19 protein-coding genes are annotated in these 22,768 nt (G+C 73.9%); 7 read left to right on the top strand and 12 right to left on the bottom strand.

Features of this window, described 5'->3' with window-relative positions:
• Positions 1-118 precede the first annotated feature (118 nt).
• Genes asnB through STRCI_RS15050 form a run of 7 tightly spaced genes read left to right on the top strand, consistent with a single transcriptional unit; the run spans position 119 to position 7,843 of the window.
• On the top strand, positions 119-2,314 hold the full coding sequence (gene asnB / locus STRCI_RS15080) for an asparagine synthase (glutamine-hydrolyzing) (protein ID WP_269659457.1): 2,196 nt from the start codon (positions 119-121) through the stop codon (positions 2,312-2,314).
• Positions 2,311-2,967, top strand: a complete 657-nt coding sequence (locus tag STRCI_RS15075; protein ID WP_269659456.1) for a class I SAM-dependent methyltransferase — start codon at positions 2,311-2,313, stop codon at positions 2,965-2,967. Before asnB ends, STRCI_RS15075 begins: the two co-directional genes overlap by 4 nt.
• A complete protein-coding gene (locus tag STRCI_RS15070) occupies positions 2,967-3,824 on the top strand; it encodes an isocitrate lyase/phosphoenolpyruvate mutase family protein (protein WP_269659455.1) in 858 nt (285 codons plus the stop codon). Before STRCI_RS15075 ends, STRCI_RS15070 begins: the two co-directional genes overlap by 1 nt.
• Positions 3,824-4,951: a phosphonopyruvate decarboxylase gene (gene aepY, locus STRCI_RS15065; protein WP_269659454.1), complete on the top strand. Its 1,128-nt coding sequence runs from the start codon at positions 3,824-3,826 to the stop codon at positions 4,949-4,951. The genes STRCI_RS15070 and aepY overlap by 1 nt, the downstream gene beginning before the upstream one ends.
• On the top strand, positions 4,951-5,688 hold the full coding sequence (locus STRCI_RS15060; RefSeq protein WP_269664552.1) for a metallophosphoesterase: 738 nt from the start codon (positions 4,951-4,953) through the stop codon (positions 5,686-5,688). The genes aepY and STRCI_RS15060 overlap by 1 nt, the downstream gene beginning before the upstream one ends.
• Before the next feature lie 14 nt (positions 5,689-5,702).
• Complete coding sequence (locus STRCI_RS15055) at positions 5,703-6,989, top strand: biotin carboxylase N-terminal domain-containing protein (RefSeq protein WP_269659453.1); 1,287 nt, start codon at positions 5,703-5,705, stop codon at positions 6,987-6,989.
• Positions 6,986-7,843 carry a TauD/TfdA family dioxygenase gene (locus STRCI_RS15050; protein ID WP_269659452.1) on the top strand — a complete coding sequence of 286 codons (858 nt, stop codon included), beginning with the start codon at positions 6,986-6,988 and terminating at the stop codon, positions 7,841-7,843. Before STRCI_RS15055 ends, STRCI_RS15050 begins: the two co-directional genes overlap by 4 nt.
• 49 nt (positions 7,844-7,892) lie before the next feature.
• Here STRCI_RS15050 and STRCI_RS15045 read toward each other — a convergent pair whose 3' ends face one another.
• The 12 genes from STRCI_RS15045 to STRCI_RS14990 form a co-directional block, all read right to left on the bottom strand.
• A complete protein-coding gene (locus STRCI_RS15045) occupies positions 7,893-9,092 on the bottom strand; it encodes an MFS transporter (RefSeq protein ID WP_269659451.1) in 1,200 nt (399 codons plus the stop codon).
• A complete protein-coding gene (locus STRCI_RS15040) occupies positions 9,089-9,721 on the bottom strand; it encodes a dTMP kinase (RefSeq protein WP_269659450.1) in 633 nt (210 codons plus the stop codon). The genes STRCI_RS15045 and STRCI_RS15040 overlap by 4 nt, the downstream gene beginning before the upstream one ends.
• Before the next feature lie 15 nt (positions 9,722-9,736).
• Positions 9,737-11,083: a 3-carboxy-cis,cis-muconate cycloisomerase gene (gene pcaB / locus STRCI_RS15035; RefSeq protein ID WP_269659449.1), complete on the bottom strand. Its 1,347-nt coding sequence runs from the start codon at positions 11,081-11,083 to the stop codon at positions 9,737-9,739.
• A 124-nt stretch (positions 11,084-11,207) separates the two neighbouring features.
• Positions 11,208-13,040, bottom strand: a complete 1,833-nt coding sequence (locus tag STRCI_RS15030) for an FAD/NAD(P)-binding protein (RefSeq protein ID WP_269659448.1) — start codon at positions 13,038-13,040, stop codon at positions 11,208-11,210.
• Positions 13,018-14,562: a glutamine synthetase family protein gene (locus tag STRCI_RS15025; RefSeq protein WP_269659447.1), complete on the bottom strand. Its 1,545-nt coding sequence runs from the start codon at positions 14,560-14,562 to the stop codon at positions 13,018-13,020. Before STRCI_RS15025 ends, STRCI_RS15030 begins: the two co-directional genes overlap by 23 nt.
• On the bottom strand, positions 14,559-15,953 hold the full coding sequence (locus STRCI_RS15020; RefSeq protein WP_269659446.1) for an amidase family protein: 1,395 nt from the start codon (positions 15,951-15,953) through the stop codon (positions 14,559-14,561). The genes STRCI_RS15025 and STRCI_RS15020 overlap by 4 nt, the downstream gene beginning before the upstream one ends.
• A complete protein-coding gene (locus STRCI_RS15015) occupies positions 15,946-17,619 on the bottom strand; it encodes a hypothetical protein (protein ID WP_269659445.1) in 1,674 nt (557 codons plus the stop codon). The genes STRCI_RS15020 and STRCI_RS15015 overlap by 8 nt, the downstream gene beginning before the upstream one ends.
• 11 nt (positions 17,620-17,630) lie before the next feature.
• Entirely contained in the window at positions 17,631-18,044 is a 414-nt protein-coding gene (locus STRCI_RS15010) for a GNAT family N-acetyltransferase (protein WP_269659444.1), read from the bottom strand.
• Positions 18,031-19,338, bottom strand: a complete 1,308-nt coding sequence (gene purB, locus STRCI_RS15005; protein WP_269659443.1) for an adenylosuccinate lyase — start codon at positions 19,336-19,338, stop codon at positions 18,031-18,033. Before purB ends, STRCI_RS15010 begins: the two co-directional genes overlap by 14 nt.
• A gap of 239 nt (positions 19,339-19,577) precedes the next feature.
• A complete protein-coding gene (locus STRCI_RS15000) occupies positions 19,578-21,461 on the bottom strand; it encodes an AfsR/SARP family transcriptional regulator (protein WP_269659442.1) in 1,884 nt (627 codons plus the stop codon).
• Between the two features lie 20 nt (positions 21,462-21,481).
• The gene (locus STRCI_RS14995) at positions 21,482-21,763 is read right to left on the bottom strand and encodes a PqqD family protein (protein ID WP_269659441.1); all 282 of its coding nucleotides are present in this window, start codon (positions 21,761-21,763) and stop codon (positions 21,482-21,484) included.
• The gene (locus STRCI_RS14990; RefSeq protein WP_269659440.1) at positions 21,763-22,467 is read right to left on the bottom strand and encodes a hypothetical protein; all 705 of its coding nucleotides are present in this window, start codon (positions 22,465-22,467) and stop codon (positions 21,763-21,765) included. The genes STRCI_RS14995 and STRCI_RS14990 overlap by 1 nt, the downstream gene beginning before the upstream one ends.
• Between the last annotated feature and the right edge of the window lie 301 nt (positions 22,468-22,768).

Raw genomic sequence — 22,768 nt, 5'->3', positions numbered from 1 at the left:
GGTGGACCAGGCCACCATCGTCGCCAACGTTCGTTAGCGACCGGAGTGCCACGCCTGCGCAGGCAGGCGTGGCACTCGCATTCAAGCGACAGAACTCGCGGAGAAGTAGGTAGCCCACATGTGCGGAATCGCGGGATTCGCCCACACCGACGGAACGCTTCTGGACGGCGGCGCCGACCGGATTCTGCGCGACATGGCGCGCGCCCTGCGGCCCCGCGGGCCCGACGACATGCAGTTCCACCACGCCGGACAGGCCAGCATGTCCTTCACCCGGCTCGCCCTGATCGACCCCGAGGGCGGACGCCAGCCGTTCGTCAGCGACGACGGGCAGGTGATCCTCGCCTGCAACGGCGAGATCTACAACTACCGCGAGCTGCGCAAGGGCCTGCGCGGCCCCGCGAAGTTCCGCAGCGAGTCCGACTGCGAGGTGCTGCTGCACCTCTACCTCCAGGACGGCCTGGACTTCCTCGACGACGTCCGCGGCATGTTCGGCATCGCCGTCATCGACCTGCGCGAGCAGCGGCTGATCCTGGCCCGCGACCGCCTCGGCATCAAGCCGCTCTTCCACAGCACCCAGGGCCGCACGATCCTCTTCGGCTCCGAGATCAAGGCCCTCTTCGAGCACCCCGAGTGCCCGCGCGAACTGGACTGGGCCCGCGCCCTGGCCGACCAGAGCCTGAACGCGGCGCCCGTCATGGCCGACGGCGCCCCCACGACCTGGTTCGCGGGCGTCCAGCACGTGCCCGCGGGCGCCCTGCTGAACATCAGCCTGCGCGACGGCGGCGTCCGCGAGCACCGCTACTGGCGGCTGCCCGAACCGGCCGACGCGGCCGACCACCCCGAGCGGCACTTCGTCGACTCGCTGGCCGACCTGCTGAAGTCCTCCGTCTCCGAGTGCCTGGTGGCCGACGCCGAGATCGGCGTCTTCCTCAGCGGCGGCCTGGACTCCGCGGCCGTCGCCGCCCTGTCCGCGCACACCGGCATGCACACCTTCTCCGCGCTGACCGGCTCCACCCTCGTCAACGGGGACGCCCGGTACGCCCAGGAGACCGCCCGTGCCCTCGGCCTGCCCAACCACCTCGTCGCCCTCGGCGCCGACCGGGTGCCCAGCGCCGACGAGTGGCGCCGGCTGCTGTGGCTGATGGAGACCCCGCTGTGCGGGCCCGAGCAGTTCTACAAGAGCGAGATGTACCGCTACGCCCGCGCCGAGCGCCCCGAGCTGAAGGCGATCCTGCTCGGCTCCGGCGCCGACGAGTTCAGCGGCGGCTACAGCGTCGACCTGGCCGGCGGCGGCACCTGGGACGACTTCCTCACCAACCTCGGCGACCTGGCCCGGCGCCGCGCGCTCGGCGCCGCCGACCCGGTCTCCGTGTGGTGGGAGGGCGCCGAGCTGCCGCTGCTCACCGACGACGCCGTGCATGCCTACGCGCCCGGCGCGATGGACGACGTCTACGGCTCGTATCTCGGCTGGAAGTTCCGGGACATGCAGCAGTACAACTTCTGGGTCGAGGACCGCACCGCCTCCGGCAACGGCGTCGAGGCACGCGTGCCCTTCCTCGATCACCGCATCGTGGAGCTGCTGGCCCAGGTGCCGCGCGCCCACCGCCGCGCACTGTTCTGGAACAAGCAGGTCGTCCGCCGCGCCGTCGCCGACGTACTGCCCGCCGAGGTCCTGGCCCGCCCCAAGCTCGCCTTCTACGAGGGCGACGGCGTCCGGCACACCCACCGCACCTTCGCCCGGATGCTCGCCGCCGACGGACACGCCCTGATCGAGGAGGCGCTCGCCTCGCCGCGCGCCGCGCAGTACGTGGACGCCGCCAACCTCCACGAGACCCTGCGCCGCTGGCAGAGCGGACGCAGCGGCGCCCACATCGAACTGCTGCTGCGCGTCGTCAACCTCGGTCTGCTGGACCGCATGGCCCAGGACGTGCCGCCCAACCGGGCACCGGACGGGCAGCGGCCGTACGCCCTGGACATCACCGACTTCGACGGGCCCGAGGCCGTGTCCGTCCTGGACGAGCCGCGGTGCGCCGAGGACTCGGTGCTGCGGATCGCGCCCGGCGTCCTGGTCCTGGACGACGCGCCGGGCGAGAACACGTCGTACGTGGCCGTCGACGGCGCCCTGCGCTACGTCATCGACCACGACACCCACCTGGACTGGCTGAAGCTGCTGCGCGGCCTCGACGGCCGCCGCACGGTGGCCGAGCTCGCGGCCGGCATCGGGTGCGAGCTGGACCTGATGCGGCCGCTGCTGGAGGAGTCCCTGGACAGCGGTCTGCTCCAGTTCGCTCATCACGGAGGACAAGAGGGATGACTGCCCACGTCTACTGGGACGCCGTATGGCGCACCGACGAGGGGCGGGCCGACTGGTCGCGCCCCCACCCCTGGGTCGCGGACACCGTGCCGCACCTGCGCGAGCGCGGCGTGCGCGAGGTACTCGACCTCGGGTGCGGCGTCGGCCGGCACGCGCTGTTCCTCGCCGCCGAGGGCTTCACCGCCCGCGGTGTCGACGCCAGCCCCGCCGCCCTCGACCACGCCCGCGAGGAGGCCGGACGGCGCGGACTCGACGCCGCCTTCGACACCGCCGACTTCACCGAACTGCCCTACGCGGACGCGAGTTTCGACTACGTCCTCGCCTTCAACGTCGTCTACCACGCCGACGAGGAAGGACTGCGCCGCGCCCTGAAGGAGGTCCGCCGCGTGCTGCGCCCCGGCGGCCGCTACCAGTGCACGATGCTCTCCAAGCGCAACGGCGAGTACGGCAAGGGCGACGAGGTCAGCCCCAACACCTTCCGCCAGCCCGAGGCGGCCGACGACAAGGTGCACCCGCACCTGTACACCGACGCCGCCGACCTGGTGCGCCTGCACGAGGGCTTCGAGCTGATCAGTGCTTTCGACGCCGAGCACGGCAAGCCCGGCTCCCAGCACTGGCACTGCCTGTTCGAGCTCGCCGGAGGGGAGCGCTGATGACGACCAAGGCCGCGCGGCTCAGGGAACTCCTGCACCGCCCGCAGATCGCCCGCGTCATGGGCGCCCGCGACGCCCTCACCGCACGGCTCGTCGCCGACGCCGGATTCGACGGCGTCTGGGCCTCCAGCTTCGAACTCTCCGCCAGCCGGGGCCTGCCCGACGTCGGCCTGCTCACCATGGCGGAGTGCCTGAGCGAGGCCGTCCACATCGACGACGCCACCGCGCTGCCGCTGCTCGCCGACTGCGACACCGGCTTCGGCGGGCGCGCCAACCTGGTCCGCACGGTCCAGCAGTACGAGCGGGCGGGCATCGCCGGCGTCTGCTTCGAGGACAAGGTCTTCCCCAAGCGCAACAGCTTCCTGGAGGGCGGCCAGCTCCTGGAGGACGCCCACGAGTTCGCGGCCCGGATCGAGGCCGCCGCCCAGGTCCGCAGCCACGGCGACTTCACCGTCGTGGCCCGCACCGAGGCGCTGATCGCCGGGGCCGGGATGGCCGAGGCGCTGCGCCGGGCGCACCTGTACGCGGACGCGGGCGCCGACGCGCTGCTGATCCACTCCAAGCGGTCCGACGCGGGCGAGATCGAGGAGTTCCTCGGGCACTGGCGGCGCCGGCTGCCGGTGGTCGTGGTGCCCACCACCTACCCCGACTGGTCGCCCGCCGACGCCGCCGAGGCCGGGGTGTCGATGGTCATATACGCCAACCACGCCCTGCGCGCCGCGGTCTCCGCGATGCGCGAGGTGCTGACCGAGATCAGTCTGCGCGGCGGCACCAGCACCGTCGAGTCGTCCATCGCCTCGATGAAGGACGTCTTCGAACTCACCGGCGTCGCACAGTGGGAAGGGTGGGGCGGCTGATGGAGGCCGAGACCTTCTGCCAGGAGCTGGAGCGGCGCGGCTACGGATTCTTCAGCGGCGTCCCCTGCTCCTACCTCCAGGGCCCCTTCGCCCTGCTGGAACAGCGCGGCAGCTATGTGCCCGCGCCCAACGAGGGCATCGCCCTCTCCCTCGCCGCGGGCGCCGAGCTGGCCGGGACCCGGTCCGCCGTGCTGATCCAGAACTCCGGGCTCGGCAACCTGCTGGACCCGCTCACCTCTCTGATCCTCGCCTACGACATCCCGGTGCTGCTGGTGGCGTCCCTGCGCGGCTGGCCCCGGGCCGAGGACGACGAACCGCACCACGCGGCGATGGGCGCCAGCACGATCGGCATCCTGGAGGCGACCGGCATCGCCCACGGCATCCTCCAGGAGGACCCGGCGAGCCTCGCCGGACTCCTCGACCGGGCCGAGCGAGCCCGCCTGGAGAACCGGCCGTTCGTGATCCTGGTGCCCAAGGGCACTGTCGGCACCTGCGCGGTGGACGCCGGCACCGAGGGCGAGGAACTGGAGCTCGACCGGCAGTCCGCCGTCGAGGCGCTCGTCGAATTCCTCGACGACCAGCTGGTGTTCAGCACCACCGGAATGATCAGCCGCGAGCTGTTCGCGGCCGGCAACCGGCCTGAGAACTTCTACATGCAGGGCTCCATGGGCCACGCGATCGGCCTCGGCCTCGGCACCGCGCTGCGGCTGCCCGAACGGGGCGTCACCGTGGTCGACGGCGACGGCGCGGCCCTGATGCACCTGGGCGGTTCGGCCCTGGTCGGCGAGCGCCGCCCGGAGAACCTCACCCACATCGTCCTCGACAACGGCGCGTACGATTCCACGGGCGGCCAGCGGGCCTCCCGGCTGCGCTGGACGGAGCTGGCCCTCTCCCTGGGCTACCGCACCGCGCGCACGGTCACGACAGCGGCGGAACTGACCGCGCGGCTACGGGACATCGCGGGTACGCCAGGGCCGCACATGGTGGGCGTGACGATCCGCAGGGGCAGCTCCTGCACCCCGCCCCGGGTCACCTCCGCGCACAGCAACAGCGAGATCCGGGCCCGCTTCCAGAAGGCGGCCGCCGCGCCGAGCACCACCACCAGCGTCGAGGAGCCACCGCAGTGATCACCATCGCCCACATCAGCGACCCGCACTTGGACGGCGGCCCCCGGGCCACCGAACGCGCCGCCCGCGTCACGGACTTCCTGCGCTCCATGCCGGGCCCGGTCGACGCCGTCCTGGTCTCCGGCGACATAGCCGACCACGGCGCCGCCGACGAGTACGACGAGGCCGCGGCCCTGCTCAAGCTGCCCTACCCGGTGCTCACCCTGCCCGGGAACCACGACCGCCGGGCCGAGTTCCGCAAGGGCCTGCTCGACGAGGCCGCCTCCGACGAGGAGATCAACCGGGTGGTGCGGGTCGGCGGCGCGGTGTTCGTGCTGTGCGACTCCACGATCCCGGGCCAGGACGACGGCGTCCTCACCGACCGCACGCTCGCCTGGCTGGACGCGACCCTCGCCGAACACTCCGGTGACGCCCCGGTGTTCGTCTGCTTCCACCACCCGCCGGTGGTGCTGCACCTGCCCTACGTCGACCGCATCCGGCAGTCCGGCGAGGAGCGGCTCGCGGCCGTCCTGGAGAAGCACCCGCAGGTCGTCGCCGTGCTGTGCGGCCACTCCCACACGGCCGCGGCGACGACTTTCGCGGGCCGCCCGCTGGTGGTGGGCCCCGGCATCGCCTCCACGGTCCCGCTGCCCCTGGAGGGCCGCCCCGAGGTCGACTTCGACCTCCCGCCGCTGATCGCCTTCCACATCCTGGACGACGACCACCGCCTGGTCACGCACTACCGCGCCATCGTCTGACGGGGGAAGCGCTGATGGAGAGAGTCCTGATCGCGGGCCGTGGGGCGATAGCCGCCCGAGCCGTTCGCTCCGCGCGGGCGGCGGGACTCTCCCCGGTCGCCGTGGTGTCCGCCGCAGATCCGCAGCAGGCCCACGCGCGCGCCGCCGACGCCGTGGAACCGCTCGACGGCACCGGCAACCCGTACGACGACGTGGAGCGGATCGTCGCCGCGGCCGTCCGCGCGGGCGCCGCGCTCGTCCACCCCGGGCACGGCGCGCTGGCCGAGGATCCCGAACTGCCCTCGCGGCTCGCCCGGGAGGGGATCGGCTGCGCCGGGGCCGGGCCGGAGCTGCTGACCACCGCCGGGGACAAGAGCCTCGCGGTGGCCGCGGCCGAGCGGCTCGGCGTGCCGGTGCTGCCGCACGCCACCGGCCGGGACGCGATCACCGAACTGGTCTCCCGGGCCGGTTTCCCGCTCGTCCTCAAACCGCGCGGCGGCTGCTACGGCCAGGGCGTGCAGGTCGTGCGCTCGGCCGCGGACGTCGCCCGCGTCCTGGCCACGGACCCCGGCCCGGGGGCGCCGACCTGGTACGCGGAGCGCTATGTGGAGGACGCCCGGATCGTCGGAGTCACCGTCGCCGTCGACCACGCCGGGCGCGTGGCACACCTCGGCGACCGGGAGAGCCTGCTGGTCGAGGGCCACCTCAAACTCCTGGACGCGGCGCCCGTCCTGGACGCCCCCGCCGCATGGGCCGCCGCGATGCGCGCGCACACCCAGGTCCTCGCCGAGGGGCTCGGCTTCCGCGGGGTGTCCAGCGTGGAGTTCGTGGTGGGCCCCGACGGCTACCACTTCCTGGAGATCAACCCGCGGCTCACCGGCGCCTACCGCATGTGCGAGGTGCAGACCGGACACGACGTGATCGCGCTGCAACTCGACCTGGCGCGCGGCCGGTCACTGGATCCGGCCGTGCTGCGGTACGACCCCGCCGCCCATGTCGCCGAGGCCCGGCTCTTCGTCCGGCCCGGCACCCCGCGCCCCGGCCGGCTCACCGCGCTGCGGCTCGCCGAGCACCCCGGGGTGTCGTACGCCTGCACGCTGGACGCGGACCGCCCGGTCCGCCACGAGAGCATGCTCGTCCAGGCCCTGGCCACGGCCGACGGCCGCGAGGAGGCCGTACGACGCACCGTGACCGCCCTCGCGGCGAGCGAGGTGTCCGGGATCCGGCACTACGGCGACGCCCTCGCGAGCTGGTTCGCCCAGCGCGCCACCACCCGTGTCCGACACCACGGTTCACCACCGATCCCGAGGAGGGTGAGATGACCGACGAGGATCCCTTCGCGCACGTACGGTTCGCCGTGGAGCCCGGCCTGGCCGACAGCATCGCCGCGGCGGACCAGGACGGCGTACCGGACCCGCGGCACACGGAGTTCGCCGAGCGGCTGCGCGGCTACGCCGCCGACCGGCTCGACCGGCGGCCCGGCTGCTTCGTCCTGACCGGGCTCGGCGGTCTCTCCGACGCCGCCGCCCGCCGCTTCACCGTCAACGCCTCCCGCATGCTGGGCGAGGTCATGCCGCAGGACTTCTCCGGCGCGCTGCTGCGCGAGGTCAAGGACCGCGGGCTGCGCCTGGACGGGGCGAGCGCCCGCTACTCCGACACCCGGCAGGGCGGCAATCTGCACACCGACGGCTTCCACCGGCCGGGTCGCGTCCCGGACTACTTCACGCTCTTCTGTCTGCGGCAGGCGGCCCTCGGTGGCTCCCTGGTGATGGTGCACGTCCAGGACGTCCTGACGGAGCTGCGCGCCCGCCCCGACGTCCTCGACGTACTGCGGCGGCCCTTCCACTTCGACACGCGTGCCGACACGCCGGGGGCGCCCCGTACCGTCCGGCGTCCGGTGCTCGACTTCGCGGACGGTTCCGCTCGCGTGCACTATCTGCGGGAGTACGTCGAGGCGGGGCACCGGCAGGACGGTGTGGCGCCGTTGACGCCGGAGCAGACCGGCGCGCTGGATCATCTCGACGGGCTTCTGGCCCGTGCGGATCTGCACACGCTGGGGCGGCTGCGGCCCGGGGAGATGGTGTTCATCGACAACCGGTCCGTCATTCATGGGCGTACGCCCTTCGAGGACGGTTCGGCGGGGCGGATGATGTTCCGTACCTGGATCGCCGCGTAGTTCGTCGGGCGCGGCGCCGTCGCGGCTTGTCGCGCAGTTCCCCGCGCCCCTAGGGAACCGCCGGGCCCGGAGTTCGTTCGTACTGCTTCTCCGCTCGTCGTACCACCGGTGGGACCGCTGTGCCCGCTGCTATCACCAGGCCGCACAGTGCCAGCCAGCCCGCCGGGCCCGCCATCAGGCACAGGGCGTTCAGGAGCGGGGGCGCGACCGCTGTGCCGAGGCCGGTGCCGAGGCCGAACACGCCCTGGTACTCGCCCTGTGCGTGGTCGGGGGCCAGGCCGAAGGAGACCGCGTACTCGCCGGCCGCGAAGACCATCTCGCCCAGCGTCAGCACCGCCGTCCCGGCCAGCAGCAGCGACATCGCGGCCATGCCCGGGACATGGGAGGCCGCGTACACGATCAGTACCGCGACCGCCACCGCCGGTCCGCTGCGGCGCAGGGCCAGGGCGCCGTCCCGGGGGGTCTCCACGCCGCGCGCGACCCGGGTCTGGAGCAGCACCACCATCACCGAACTCAGCGCGAAGGTCAGCGAGACCGTCCAGCGGGGGGCGTCGGTGTGCTCGGAGATCCACACCGGCATCAGCACCGCGAGGAAGCTCTCGAAGACGACCAGGACGCCCGCGAGCAGGCTCACCGCGACGAACGGCCGGTCCGTGAGCGCCGCCCGGCGCCCGCCGGTGGCCTCGGGGTCCCGGCGCACCGGCGGCAGATGCCCGAGCCGCGCGACCAGGGCCGCGGCGAGCAGGTAGGAGCAGACGTCGGCGAGCACGGCGACGGTGTAGCCGGTCCGGCTGTCCAGCTGGAGCACGATGCCGCCGAGCAGCGAGCCGCTGACCATGGCCAGGTTCTGCAGCGAGTACAGCCTGGCCCGGTACATGACCTTGTCGTCGCCGCCGACATGGGCGATCAGCGCCCCGGTGATGGCGGGGAACGCGCCCTTGCCGAGCGCCACCAGCACGATCACCGCGAGAAAGCCGGTGAAGTCGTCCACGGTGAGCAGCAGCGCCGCCGCCCCGGCCTGCACCAGCAGCCCGGCCACGCCCACCTCGCGCGGCCCGAACCGGTCGGCGAGGCGTCCGGCGGCGGGCCCGGCGAGCAGCCCGACCAGCGAGGCCGCGGTGAGCCCGGTGACGACCCGGGAGGTGTCCAGCTCCACGATCCGTACGAAGAACAGCACCTGGAGCGGCATCCACACGCCCGTGCCGAGGTAGCGGACGAACAGCGCCGCCGCGAGCGAGCGCCGGGTCACCGGTCCGCCAGGAGGTCCGCGACGAGCGTCTTCAGCTCCTGTTGCGCCGAGCCGGGCGAATCGGTGCGGATGACGTTCCAGTCGTGCTCCCGGGCCCAGCCGAGCAGGATCTCGCGGACCGCGCTCTGGTGGCGCAGGAAATTCTCCGGGCGGCACTCCAGGTCGCGGCCGCACTCGTAGGGAGCGAGGTCGCTTCCCTTGCGGCGCAGCGCCTCCTCGGGGGTGACGTCGAAGTAGACGATCCGGTCGACGGGCGCGATGGCCTCGACGATCGCCTCCACCAGAGGGCGGTGGGTGCCGGCGACCAGTTCGGCGGCGGCGTGCTTGGCCCAGTAGCCGTCGAGGACGACGAGTTCCTCCTTGGCGGTGGCCGCGTAGTGGGCGGCCATGGTGTTCATCCAGCCGAGGAAGAGCATGCGGGCCGGGGAGGGCATCTCCGCGATGCAGACGCGGATCTCCTCCTGCCGGCTGCCGCGCAGGAAGCGGGCCTCGGGCATGACGGTCTCGTCGAACAGCTGCCACTTGGTCACGGTCCGGAAGGACACCCCGAGTTCACCCGCCCAGTCGGCGAGCCGCGCGAGCTGGGTGGACTTTCCGGCGCCGTCGGGCCCGTCGAGTGCGATGATCACGTGTCTGTTCTCTCCTCAGTAGCTGTGCCGGTAGTGCCTGAGCGCCCGGTCCACCAGTGCGGGGGCCGCGCCCAGATAGCCCTCGGGCTCCAGAAGCCGCGGGTCGAGGCCGTGCAGCGCGGTGGTGAGGTCGGCCCCGGGCGCGAGCGCCGCCTCCCGTACAGCGCTCTGCGCACCGGCCCTGCCCAGCGCGGGAGTCAGCGCGGCAGCCAGCCGCTCGGCGACCGGCAGGGACCCGCTGTGCGCGAGGTTCTCCCGCATCCGTGCCGCGTCCACGACCAGGCCCTCGGCGAGTTCGGCCGCCGTGTGCGCGGCGCCGCCCACCAGGCGCAGGGTCTCGCGCAGCGGCTGCCACTCGGCGTGCCAGGCCCCGGCCGGGCGCTCGTCCTCGGCGACCGCGCACTGGTACAACACCGCGACCAGCGAGGGGACTTGGAGGGACACCGAGCGGATCAGGGTGGCGAGCACCGGGTTGCGCTTCTGCGGCATCGCGGAGGACCGGCCGCGCCCGGCCACGGCCGGTTCGGCCACCTCGGCCAGTTCGGTGCGGGCCAGGGTCTGTACGTCCAGCGCGAACTTGCCGAGCGCGCCGGCGGTGCCCGCGAGCGCCGCCGCCAGATCGCCGAGGGGTGTGCGCAGGGTGTGCCAGGGCAGCACCGGCACCGCGAGGCCGAGCTCCGCCGCGAAGGTCTGCGTCAACCGCTCGGCGTAGGCCCCGGGGTCGGCGGCGGGTGACTCCAGGCGCAGGTACTCGACGTATCCCGCGAGCGTGCCCGCCGCGCCGCCGAGCTGTACCGGCAGTCCGCCGTCCAGCAGGGCCGCGATCCGGCGCCGGGCGTCGAGGACCCCGGTCAGCCAGCCCGCCGCGCGCAGCCCGAACACGGTCGGCACCGCGTGCTGGCCCAGCGTGCGGGCGGCCATGACGGTGCCCCGGTGCCGCTCGGCGTGCCCGGCGAGGGCGGCCGCCGTACGGTCCAGGTCGGCCACGACCGGCTCCAGCGTCCGCCGGGCGACCAGCATGGCGCCGGTGTCGAGGATGTCCTGGCTGGTGGAGCCGCGATGGACGTACTCGGCCGCGCGCGGGTCCTCGGCCGCCACGACCGCCGTCAGCTCCTCGACCAGCGCCACCACCGGATTGGCGGCCTCCCGGGCCCGCTCAGCCAGCGCCGCCAGGTCGAACCGATCGGCCCGCGCGCACGCGCTGATCGTCCGGGCCGCGCCCTCGGGCACGGTCCCCAGACGAGCCTGGGCGCGCGCCAGAGCGGCCTCGGCGTCGAGCATGGCCTGAACCCACGCCGCATCGGAGAGCGCACCCTCGGTCGGGGCACCCGCGCGGACGGGGGAGAGCAGGGCGGAGTCCATCAGCTGTTCCTGTTCGGGAGGGTGAGCACGGTGCGGGCGCGCGTGTCGGAGTGGCTGAGGGGTACGGGGCCAGGCCCACTGCGGGCGCCCGTGGTCGGCTTCGCGGAGCGGTGGGCGGGGTCCATCAGCTGTTCCTGTTCGGGAGGGTGAGCACGGTGCGGGCGAGGGCGTCGGAGTCGCCGAGGATCACGGAGTCGACGCCGGGGCGGACACCGGCCGCGGTGGCCCAGTGGGCGCCCTCGGTCGGCACGCCGAAGGCGAAGCGGCGCGGATGCGGGACGCCGTCGCGGTCGACGACGTGGTACGGGCGCTCGGTGACGGCGAGTCCGCCGGTCTCGAAGTCGCCCACGGAGTAGGTCCGGCAGCCGCCGCTCGCCAGGAGGCCCGACAGCAAGGGGTCGGCGGTGCGGGTGAGATCCGGCTCGGGCAGTCGCGCCTCGACCAGGACCCGCGCGCTCACCGCGGAGCCGGCGACCCTGGGGGAGCGCGCGGTGAAGAGTCCGGTCGCCGGGTCGGGCCGTACGGTCAGCTCCGGGCCCAGCACGGTCAGCACCCCGGCCTCGATCAGCGCGACGGCCTCCTCGATGCGGCCGGCGGGCGGCCCGATCGAGAGATGGGCGTTCAACGGCGTGTACCAGCCCGCCAGTTCGGCCCGGTGCGAGTCGGCCGCCAGCAGCCCGTGGTCGACCACCTGCCGGACCTCGTTGCGCAGATCGCGCAGCACGTCCAGGGCGGCCTTCTCGGGGCCGCGCACATTCCCGGCCCGCGCCTTGGCGACATCGGCGCGCAGATGGTCCAGCAGCCAGCCGGTGAACTCGCTCGGCCCCCGGAACGTGCGCTGACCGCACGGCCGGGCCACCGCGTCCCAGTCCCACCGGTGCGCCGCGGCCACGCCCGACGCGTCCAGCAGCCGGTCCCGCCCGGCGGCCGTCCAGGGCCCCCGCGCACTCACCGCCCGCAGCCGCCCGGCCGCCTCCGGTTCGCCCCAGCTCTCCAGCAGCGTCGTGTAGTACGCCGTCTCCACCTCCTGGGAGACCAGCGGCCACACCTCGTCCCGGAACCCGAGCCCGCCCCGCTCCCGCAACTCCCGGATCACCGCGGGAGTCAGCACGACGGGCTCGTACCGCCCGGAGGGGCCCTTCTGGTTCTCGCCGCGCGCGGAGTAGGGCACCCCGCGCCGGGAGCCCGCGACGATCCGGGGCTCGGCGCCTGAGCGGTGGTAGACCAGCCCGCCGCCCTTGCGCTCGAACCGTCCGCCGCGGCCCTCCGTGAGCAGCGCCAGATGATCGAAGAAGGCCAGCCCCAGCCCGCGCAGCAGCACCGGCTCACCCGGCGCGAGCGCCCCGAGGCCGAGGTCGGCGGGGTTGCCCGGGGGCACATGGACGGCCCCGTGCCGCTCGGCGAAGGAGGCGAACTCCCGGTCCTGGGCGCTCGGTTCGACCGGCAGATGGCCCTGCGCCAGCACCACCGCGGTCAGTGCCCGCAGTACCCGCCCGTCGTCGAGGTGGACGGCCTGCCCCTCCTCCAGGCGTACCGCCCGGTGGCGGTGCAGCACGATCTCCAGCCCCTCGGGACACCGCTCCAGCAGCTCCTGGAGCACCCAGCGCAGATAGCGCCCGTACAGCGCCCGCGTCGGATAGGCGTCCGGCCCCAGCTCCTCGGCGCCGCCCCGGGCCCACTCGTACAGCGATGGCCCCGGCACGACCGGACCCGCCATGGACACGCTGGCGTCGGTGAACAGGGTCACCTGGGAGGCGACCGTGTTCATCAGCAGATACGGCGACTGCTCCGGCCGCCAGACCCGGCCGCACCCCGGGTCCGGGTCCACCACGTGCACCCGGAGCCGGGCGCCGGGCGGCAGCAGCAGCGGGGCGTTCGCCACCAGGCGCTCCAGCACCGACAGACCGCGCGGCCCGGCGCCGACGAGACAGATCTCAGAAGGCGCCGAAGTACTCACGGTGCTCCCAGTCGGTGGCCACCCCCGGCTCCACCGGACCCGCCTTGGCCAGCCAGTCGGTGAACCGGGTGTGCTCGCTCCGCTTGAGCCGCACCAGGCACTCCGTCAACGGGGCGCCCAGCAGCTCCCGGCACAGCGCACTGCCCTCGAGCGCCCGCACGGCCTCCTCCAGATCGGCGGGCAGCGCCGAGTCGGCGGGCGCGTGCGGATCGGTGGCCGGGGCGCCGGGGCGCAGACCCCGCTCGATCCCGTCGAGGCCCGCGGCGAGCTGCGCGGCGAGATAGAGGTAGGGGTTGGCGCAGGGTTCGCCGATCCGGTTCTCCACATGGGTGGAGGGCTCGCCCGGCGCGCCCAGCACCCGCACCATCGCGCCCCGGTTCTCCGGGCTCCACACGATCCGGTCGGGCGAGAGGGTGTGCCGCTCGGCGAGACGCCGGTAGCCGTTGACGGTGGGGACGCACAGGGCGGAGACGTCCCGCGCGTGCTCCAGCAGCCCGCCGACGTAGGCGAGACCGGTCCGCGACAGCGGGCCGGCGCCGTCCGCGGCCATGAAGGCGTTGCCGCCGGTTCCGCCGGAGCCTTCGGCGCGGAACAGCGACTGGTGCAGATGCCAGCCGCTCGGGTCGAACCCGTCCAGGCCCGGCAGCGCCATGAAGGAGGCGTGGTACCCGGCGCGGGCACAGATCTGCTTGGTCACCGTGCGCAGCAGCAGCATCGCGTCGGCCGCCGCGAGCCCCTCCATCGGGCTGAAGGTGAACTCCACCTGCCCCGGCCCCGACTCGTGCTCCACGCTGCGCAGCGGCAGGCCGAGCGCGCGCAGCGCCCGGGTCAGCGGAGTGAGGACCGGCATCAGGGCGTCGGTGAGCCCGTCATGGTTGAACTGATAGCCGTCGTCGACCGGTTCCACCTCGGGCGCGGCACCCTGCACCCCGAACCCGCCGATCCGCCCCGGCCGCCGCTCACCGGCCGACCGGGTCAGATACCACTCCACCTCGAGCCCGACCACGAAGGTCCAGCCGTCCGCCGCCGCCCGGTCCAGGGTCCGCCGCAGCACCGCCCGGCTGGACAGCGGATGCGGCCGCCCGTCCCGCAGATACTCGTCCGCCACCACCCACCCGGTCCGCGCCTCGGTGTACGGCAGCTCCCGGAAGGTCAGCGGATCCGGTACGACCAGGAAGTCACCGGCGCCGCTCAGCTCGGGCACGCCGATGCCGCCGCCGGGCGCGAAGATGTCGACGGCCACCGCGTGCCCGGTGTCGAAGACGAACGGCCCCGGACTGAAGTCCATGCCGTTGCGCAGCGCGGTGCGGAACGCCTCGACCGTCAGCGTCTTGGACCGGAACAGCCCGTGCGGATCGCCGAACCCGACCCGGACGAACTCCAGTTCCGCCAGCAGCGGCTCCAACTCGGCGGCCCTGGCGTGCTGTTCGTCGGTCCACAGGCCGTGCCGCCCGACGAAGCCGACGCTGCCCGTATCGGTCCCGGCCAGCCGCTCCGTCACCTCGGGGGTGCTGTGCATCATGCGTACTCTTTCCGCTGTAGTTCCGCGTACCAGTGCCGCCACGGGCGCCGCCGCTGAAGCTCCTCGGCCGCCGAGAGCACCAGGTCGTCCCGGTGCCGGGCGCCGACCAGCTGAAGGCCGACGGGCAGTCCGGCCGCGGTCCGTCCGGCGGGCACCGAGATCGCGGGCTGGCCGGTCAGGTTGAAGGGGTACGTCCCCGGCGTCCACGCCAGCCAGGGCAGCCGCCCCTTGCGCACCGGCGGTTGTGGTGCCGCGAGACCGGCGGCGAACGGCAGGACGGGGACGGTGGGCAGCGCCAACAGGTCGTAACGGTCCATCAGCCGGTGCGCCTCGGCCCACAGCCGGTCCCGCCCGGCGTACGCCTCGGCCAGTTCGGCGGCGGACAGACTCCGGCCGAACTCGACGACCTCCGCGAGCCCCGGATCGGACGGGACGGAGGTGCGCCCGGCCGCCTCGGCGCTCGCCAGCAGCACCTCCAGCAGGGGGTACGGGTCCTCGAACGGCGCGGCGATCTCCTCGACCCGGTGGCCCGCCGCGGCCAGCTCCTCGACCGCGCTCCGGGCCAGCCCCTCGACCTCCGGGTGCGGCTCGGGCAGCCCGAGGGACCGCACCCAGCCGATCCGCAGCCGCTCGGGCGCGGGTGCGGGCGGGGGCGGCGCGGGCACCGAGAACGGGTCGCGGGCGTCGTAGCCGGACATCACCCGGACCAGCAGGGCCGCGTCCTCGACGGTGCGGGTCAGCGGGCCCAGATGGGACAGCCCCTCGGAGCTCGCCGGGACGTACGGGACCAGCCCGCGGGTCGGCTTGAAGCCGACGACCCCGCAGAACGCGGCCGGGATCCGGACCGAACCGGCGCCGTCGGTGCCGGTCGCGGCGACCCCGAGCCCCGTGGCCACCGCCGCGGCCGCCCCGGAGCTCGAACCGCCGCTGGTGAGCGCGGTGTCCCAGGGGTTGCGGACCGGTCCGCGCAACGCGTTGACCCCGGCACCGCACCAACCGCCCTCCGGGGTACTGGTCTTGCCGATGACGATCGCGCCCGCCGCGCGCAGCCGGGCCACGGCGGGCGCGTCCTCGCCGGGCACCGCATGCCCCCCGGCCGCGCCCCGGGTCGTCCTGATCCCCTCGGTGCGCGTCAGGTCCTTCACCGACACCGGCATGCCCAGCAGCGGCCGTCGTGCCAGCGCCGCCCGGCCGCCCCGGACCAGGCTCGCCTCCGCGGCCGCCGCCTCCTCCAGCGCCCGCTCGGCCGCGACCGTGAGGAACGCCCGCAGCACCGGGTCGGTGCGCTCGACGGCGTCCAGTACGGCCGAGACGTACTCCTTCGGGGACAGGCTCCCGTCGGCGTAGTGGGCGCGGACCTCGGCGATCGACGCGAGGCGCGGGTCAGCCATGGAAGGTCCGGTACCAGGTGTTGTCGAAGTCCCGGACGGACAGGCCGGTCCCGGCCGCCGCCTGGTGCAGGGTCTCCAGCTCCCGGCCCACCGCGACGGCCGCCCGCAGGTCGGCGAGCTCGAACTCCGGGTCAGCGGTGCGCAGCAGCCGCAGGTCGTACAGGCCCGGCCGGTAGGCGCCGGCCAGCTCGATGCCGAGCGGAACGCGCAGCGCGTGCCGCACCCCGAAGGCGACATGGCCGGTGTGGTGCCGGTCCGACCAGTTGGTGATGTCGGGCATCACCGGCGCGAAGTACCAGTCGTCCCGGCCGGGCCGCCGGTCCGTCCAGGACATGGTGTGCGGCAGGTAGTGCCAGGTGTTGTAACGCATCCGGGCGCTGTACGCCGACAGCGCGCGGGACAGCCCCGCCCGGTCCGCGCCGAACGCCTCGTCGAAGCGGCGGCTCGGCGCCACGGCGCAGTAGCAGTCCCGCGTGGCCGTCTCCAGGCCGAGGCCGTCCAGCCGGCGCGGGCCGCGGCCCATGACGACATCACAGTCCAGGGCCTCGGCGAGCGCGGTGAACAGCTCGTGCAGGAACGCCTCGTACGCCGAGGAGAAGCCGTGCGGCGCGGGGCGCCCGAGCAGCGCCGCCGGGATGCCCGCCACCGCCCGCGTCGCGGTGTCCCGGTCGGTGTCGTGGGTCAGCGCGGTGTCCGCGTACCGGCCCAGCAGCTCCACCACCGGACCCGGCACGTCCGCCCAGCCGATCGGCGCGTCCATGATGAGCTCGCGCTTGTGCAGCGTCACCCCGTTGATCCGCCGGTACAGCGTCGCCCCGCCGTCCACCACCGCCGCCCGGCCGCGGGCGCACACCCCGGCCAGCAGCTCCAGCCACTCGGCGGTGCCCAGCGCCCCGCGCTCCGGCGGCGGTGTCCCGTAGGCGGCGGCCCGCTCCAGCAGGAACTCCGCCAGCGCCTCGGGGTCGAGCTGGGCGCCGTTGAACTCCTCGGCGCGCACCGGTGTCCCGGAGCTGATCAGGGCGTCCATGCAGACCACGAAGGTGGCCTCCTCCGGCGCCCACGCGGTGACCTCGGTCGCCGCGAGCCGGGTCAGTACCGACTCCTCGGCGCCGGCCGCGAGGGAACGGCCCGGCAGATTGGCCGGGTCGGCGAGATTGCCGAAGGTCCGGTCGCCGACGTACAGCCGCACCGGCGCCATGTGCACCAGCGCGTGCGTGATGGCGTCCAGCCGGGCCACGACCTCGGCGCGGGGCCGCCCCGCCAGCCAGCGGGCGATGTCGCCGTACTGGCGGCGCTGCACCTCCTCGGCCAGCTCCCGCAGCCGGGTCACCGCCCCTTCCTGCCCCGGCCACTTCACCGCGCCGAGCACATGACCGGGCACCGCCGGTGCCGGGCGGCGGCCGGGCAGGACGCGCAGCCGTCCCGTCTCCGACAGCACCAGCAGATCGCCCTCGGCCGCGGACGGGTCCAGGGCCGCCCCGCTGCACACCGCGGAGTCGAGCAGGATCTGCTCCGGCAGGCTGATCGCCTTGCGGCCGACCTCCTCGGGGACCTTGCCGTCCAGCGTGACCGCTATGCCGACCGCGTCGGCGACCAGCACGGCGTCCCGGGCGCGCCGGGCCGCCGCCACCACCAGCGCCGGGAACCCCTCCGTCTTCAGCTGCATCGCGGCGCTGCTCAACCGAGCTCGGACGCCGCGTCCAGCGTCCAGGCCGAGGGGTGCTGGGCGAAGCCCACGCGCGGGTAGTAGTCGACCGCCGCGGGCGCGGACAGCAGGATCAGCTTCGCCTGCGGCGCCGCCTGCCGGGTGGCCCGGATCAGGTCCCGGCCCACCCCCTGCTTCTGATGGGCCACGTCCACCGCGATATCGCTGAGATACGTGGCATAGGCGCCGTCGGTCAGCGAGCGGGCGATGCCGATCAGCTTCCCGTCGAGCCGGGCGGTGACCACCAGGTTGGCGCCGCGCAGCATCCGCGCGAAGCGCTCCCGGTCCGCGATGGGGCGCCGCTCGCCCAGCGTGGACGCCTCGTACAGGGCCGTCACTTCGTCGACGTCGAGGTCGGCGCCGGTGACGCGCTCACAGATCCACATGAGGGTGCAGCTCCTTACGGATGGTTTCCAGACGGGACTTGAGATGGCTGCGGTTGCCCAGGAACCGCTCCGGCGCCAACTGCCCCTCGGTGACCGGGACGTCGTGGGCGCGCAGGGTGTCGGCGAGTGGCCGGCCGCTCTGCCAGGCCTCGGTGGCGGCGCGCTGCACCAGGCGGTAGGCGGCCTCCCGGTCGGCGCCGGACTCGACCAGGTCCAGATAGACCGCGGAGCTGTAGACCAGACCGCGGGTGGCGTCGATGTTGGACCGCATCCGGTCCGCCGACACCCGCAGCCCACGGGCCAGTTCGGCGGCGGCGGTCACCTGGTAGTGCGCGGCGATCAGGCTGTCGGGCAGGATGACCCGCTCCACGGACGAGTGCGCGAGATCCCGCTCGTGCCACAGCGCGACGTTCTCGTAGGCCGCGCCCGCGTTGGCCCGCAGGATCCGCGCCAGACCGCACAGCCGCTCGCTGGACGTCGGGTTCCGCTTGTGCGGCATCGCGCTCGACCCCTGGTAGGCGCTGGTCCGCGCCTCCTCCACCTCGGCCACCTCGGTGCGCTGCAACAGCCGCATCTCCAGGGCGAAGTGCTCCACCACCGACCCCAGCGCGGCCAGCGCGGCGAGCAGTTGGGCGTGCCGGTCCCGCGCGACCACCTGCGTCGGCACCGGCTCCACCCCGAGCCCGAGCCGTGCGCACACGAACTCCTCGACGTACGGGGAGATATGCGCGTACGTGCCCACCGGACCGGAGATCGTGCCGACGGCCACCGCCTCCCGGGCTGCCGTGAGCCGCCCGACCGACCGGTGGACGGCGAAGGCGTGCCCGGCGAGCTTCTGGCCGAAGGAGGTGGGCTCGGCGTGGATGCCGTGGGTGCGGGCGATACAGGGGGTGTCCCAGTGTTCCTCCGCCCGCTCCACCAGCACCCGCAGCAGTTCACCGGCCGCCGTCAGCAGCAGGTCGCAGGAGCGGGCCAGGGTGTGGCCGAGGGCGGTGTCGACCAGGTCGTAGCTGGTCATGCCGTGGTGCACCCAGCGCGCCGAGTCCTGCGGCATCGCCTCGGTGTACGCGGCGAGGAAGGCGAGGATCTCGTGGTCCCGGGTCAGCTCCAGCTCCCGGATCCGCGCCACGGTCGGCACCGGCGCGGCCCGGATGACGTCCAGGTCGGCCTCGGGCACGACCCCGAGCTCCGCCTGCGCCGTGCTGGCCAGCACCTCCACCTCGGCCCAGGAGGCGTACTTCGCCTCCTCGGTCCACAACGCGGCCATCTCCGGCCGGGCGTACCGCTCGATCATGGGGTTCCTCTCTGAGCGCGACGCGGGGTGGCCGGGGCGCGCTTCGGGGCCGGGCCGGGGCCGACTCGGTGGTCTCGGGGCCGACTCGGATGGTCTTGGGGGGCGGCTCGGGTGGTCTTCGGGGGTGACTCATGTGGTCTTCGGGGGTGGCTCGGACTCGGTCGGGGACGCGCTCAAATGCCGTCCGAGGTCCGCTCAAGTGCCGCCCCGGCCCGCCTCGCCGTGCTGTCGCCGTCCGGTCAGGCGCTCAGCGGCGCCCGCTCGGGTACGGCCGGAATGGGCCGCGCGTACCAGGCGGCGAGGGCGCGGCGCACGGTTCGGGTGCGTTCGGTGGCGGGGTCGGTCAGCGCGGCCAGCTCCTGGGCGTAGGCCCGCACCAGGCCGTCGTAGGTGTAGCGGAGCCGGCCCCGGTGGCTGAGGCCGGTGCCGAGGAGCTGGCGGTGGACGATCTCGTCCAGCAGCTCCTCCGCCTCGCCCCGCGTGACGCCGAGCGCGGCGGCGGCCACCTCGGCCGGGAAGGACCCCGTGCGCAGCAGGCTCAGCAGCCGGAAGGCGCGGCGCGCCGGGGCGCCGAGACCGTCGTAGCCGATGCCGAGACTGTCGCGCACGGACAGGTCGCCGGCGGTCAGTTCGTCCAGGCGGCGCGGTGAGTCGAGCCGCGCGGCGAGCTGGGCGAGCCGCCAGTGCGGCCGGGCCAGCAGCTTCGCCCCGGCGATGCGCACGGCCAGCGGCAGCCGGCAGCACAGGTCGATCAGCTCGCCCGCCGCCTCCGGTTCCGCCCGCACCCGCTCGTGCCCGATCATCCGGCCGAGGATGTCCAGGGACTGACCGTCCGTCAGCACGCCGACCCGCAGATGCCGGGCACCGTCCAGCGCGGCGGGCGGGGCGATACCGGTGACCAGGGCCGCGCTCCCCGCCGACGGCGGCAGCAGCGGACGTACCTGGGTCTCGCTCTCGGCGTCGTCCAGGACGACCAGCACCCGCTTGCCCGCCAGCAGGCTCCGGTACAGCGCGACCCGTTCCGCCGGCCCCGCGGGAATCCCCTCCGGCTCCACCCCGAGCACCCGCAGCAGCGCCCCGAGCACCTCCGAGGGGGAGCGCGGCGCCCGTCCGTCCCGCAGTTCCGCGAAGAGCCGGCCGTCGGGGAAGTGCCCGGCGACCTCGTGCGCGACCCGGACGGCGAGGGTCGTCTTGCCGGTGCCGACGGCGCCGTGCAGCGCCACGATGCCGGGCCCCGCACCACCGGTGCCGACGAGCAGGGCACGGGCCGCGTCCGCCTCGATGTCCGGCCGGGCGAACTCGGCCACCGCCGGGGGCAGCGTCGAGGGCACCGCGACGGCCTCGGCCGCGGGCCGCCGCGCCCCGGGCACGTCACCGGAGAGGATCCGCTGGTGCAGTCGCCGCAGCTCCTCGCCGGGCTCCACCCCCAGCTCGTCCCGCAGGACCCGGCGCGCCTGCTGGTACGCCGAGAGCGCGTCGGCCTGCCGTCCGGCGCCGTACAGCGCCAGCATCCGGCGGCTCCACAGGGTCTCGCGGAAGGGATGGTCGGCGGTCAGCGCGCGCAGCCTCGGCAGCACCTCGCCGTACCGGCCGAGCGCCATCTCGGCGTCCGCCCACCGCTCGACCGTGTGCACCAGCCGCTCGGCCAGTTCGGCCCGTTCGCCGTGCCGGAAGCACTCCTGCGGGAGGTCGGCGAGCGGCGGTCCGGCGGCCGTGTCGAGCGCGGCCCGCAGCAGCCGCGCCCGTGCGTCGGCGTCCTGCGTGCGGTCGGCCTCGGCGGCCAGGGACGCGAAGCGGCCGAGGTCCAGCTGGTCGGGCCGGGCCGCGATCCGGTATCCGGCCGGGTGGCTGACCAGGACCTCGTGCCCCAGCTTCTTGCGCAGCCGGGCGACATAGCCCTGGAGGGTCTTGCGGGCGGTGACCGGGGGAGCGTCGTCCCACAGATGCGTGGTGAGGTCCTCGACGGTGACCAGCCGGTCCGCGCGCAGCAGCAGCGCCGCCAGCACGACCCGGTGCTTGGTCTGCGGGATGGTGATCGTCCGGCCGTCCCGGGTGACGGTCAGCGGGCCGAACAGGGCGAAGCGAAGGCCGTGATCGGTCGGGGTGTCGTGGGGTATGGGCACCTGCAACCTCCTGTCGCCGGTCAGGCGATGTCCAGCACCCCGTGCGCGGTGAGCTGGGTGAACAGTTCGCACACGTCCTCGGTGGCGGACTCCTCGTCGATGGCGTACTCGGCGGCCAGCAGCGCGCCCAGTTCGGCGACCGTGCGGGCCCCGTCGATGTGCCGCCAGACGAAGACGGCGGACTCGCTCAGCTCGACGGTGTGCTCGTAACCGGCGGCGAACATGGTGCCGCGGTGGTTGCGCATCCGGACGTTCAGCGGCAGCGAGGCCACGGACGCGGGGGTCACGGTGAGGGGCGCCATCAGACGGACACCTCCATCGAGATCCGCTGGCAGACGGCGATGACCTCGCGCACCCACACCTCGGGCGCCTCCGGATCGAAGGTGCGCATGGTCTCCAGCTCCCAGTACCGCTCGTAGGGCAGCACCGGGGTGTCGACCAGCCGCATCCGCCGGGACCGCCACTTGGGCCACAGGCTGCCGAACTGGCCGAGGCTCGCCTGGAGTCCGTCCACCGCGAAGTGGAAGGCACGGCGCGCGGAGAGCACCGCGCTGTCGGCGTCGCCCGCCTGGAGCTGCCCGGCCGCGTCCTCGACGGAACCGTCCGCGTGCCGCAGACACAGGGACACCAGCACCGAGCGGTGCGCCGAGGCCGCGAGCCGCTCCCGGGTCGCCCCCAGCCACGCCCCGTCGTCCGCCGGCGCCGCGAAGGAGAGCCGCTCCAGCAGGGCGATCTCATGGTGGCTGAGGGTGCGCCAGGCGCCCTTGTCGTCGGCGAACTCCGCCTCGGATACCTTCGCGAGAACCTGTTCGACCTGGCCGGTCGTCCAGTATTCGACGTCCCAGCGACGGCCTTCGACAAACGTCTCCTCGAAGGGCAGCGTATTCGGCTCCAACGCCACGTGCTCGGCCTCGTCGATGGAGCTCTGCCAAGCCTCCGGGGCCACCACATGGACATCGAGATCGCTGGTCGCATTCCCCCAGCCACGCACCAGAGAACCGCTCATGAATACCGTGTCGTAAACGTCCGGAAGCAGTCCTCTGGACCGCAACTCGGGAATGACGGAAGTGAATTCGGGCGACATGAGAACGCTCCACTGGGAATGCGGGACCGGGCGCGCCTGGATTTCAGGAGAAACCGAGGTGAACGGAGATCAACCCGGGGCACATGTAACGCTCGGCGGGTGCGGCATGTCAACAGGAGGATGCCCGAAGCCAATTCGGGGCCATGGGTGTGGGTTTGGCTCTGTGGGTGGGGTGGTGGGGTCGGTCAGGGTGGGGGGTGTTGGTTGCCGGTGATGCTGGAGG

Origin of the sequence: Streptomyces cinnabarinus, assembly GCF_027270315.1 — a bacterium.
GTDB classification, from domain to species: domain Bacteria; phylum Actinomycetota; class Actinomycetes; order Streptomycetales; family Streptomycetaceae; genus Streptomyces; species Streptomyces cinnabarinus.
Note: the sequence above shows the minus strand (reverse complement) of the source record. Positions and strands in the feature narration are given on the sequence as shown.

Excerpts from the sequence above, each read along its gene's own strand:
- asnB (WP_269659457.1), top strand. The coding sequence starts at position 119 with ATGTGCGGAATCGCGGGATTCGCCCACACCGACGGAACGCTTCTGGAC.
- STRCI_RS15075 (WP_269659456.1), top strand. The coding sequence starts at position 2,311 with ATGACTGCCCACGTCTACTGGGACGCCGTATGGCGCACCGACGAGGGG.
- STRCI_RS15070 (WP_269659455.1), top strand. The coding sequence starts at position 2,967 with ATGACGACCAAGGCCGCGCGGCTCAGGGAACTCCTGCACCGCCCGCAG.
- aepY (WP_269659454.1), top strand. The coding sequence starts at position 3,824 with ATGGAGGCCGAGACCTTCTGCCAGGAGCTGGAGCGGCGCGGCTACGGA.
- STRCI_RS15055 (WP_269659453.1), top strand. The coding sequence starts at position 5,703 with ATGGAGAGAGTCCTGATCGCGGGCCGTGGGGCGATAGCCGCCCGAGCC.
- STRCI_RS15050 (WP_269659452.1), top strand. The coding sequence starts at position 6,986 with ATGACCGACGAGGATCCCTTCGCGCACGTACGGTTCGCCGTGGAGCCC.
- pcaB (WP_269659449.1), bottom strand. The coding sequence starts at position 11,083 with ATGGACTCCGCCCTGCTCTCCCCCGTCCGCGCGGGTGCCCCGACCGAG.
- STRCI_RS15025 (WP_269659447.1), bottom strand. The coding sequence starts at position 14,562 with ATGATGCACAGCACCCCCGAGGTGACGGAGCGGCTGGCCGGGACCGAT.
- STRCI_RS15020 (WP_269659446.1), bottom strand. The coding sequence starts at position 15,953 with ATGGCTGACCCGCGCCTCGCGTCGATCGCCGAGGTCCGCGCCCACTAC.
- STRCI_RS15015 (WP_269659445.1), bottom strand. The coding sequence starts at position 17,619 with ATGCAGCTGAAGACGGAGGGGTTCCCGGCGCTGGTGGTGGCGGCGGCC.
- STRCI_RS15010 (WP_269659444.1), bottom strand. The coding sequence starts at position 18,044 with ATGTGGATCTGTGAGCGCGTCACCGGCGCCGACCTCGACGTCGACGAA.
- purB (WP_269659443.1), bottom strand. The coding sequence starts at position 19,338 with ATGATCGAGCGGTACGCCCGGCCGGAGATGGCCGCGTTGTGGACCGAG.
- STRCI_RS14995 (WP_269659441.1), bottom strand. The coding sequence starts at position 21,763 with ATGGCGCCCCTCACCGTGACCCCCGCGTCCGTGGCCTCGCTGCCGCTG.
- STRCI_RS14990 (WP_269659440.1), bottom strand. The coding sequence starts at position 22,467 with ATGAGCGGTTCTCTGGTGCGTGGCTGGGGGAATGCGACCAGCGATCTC.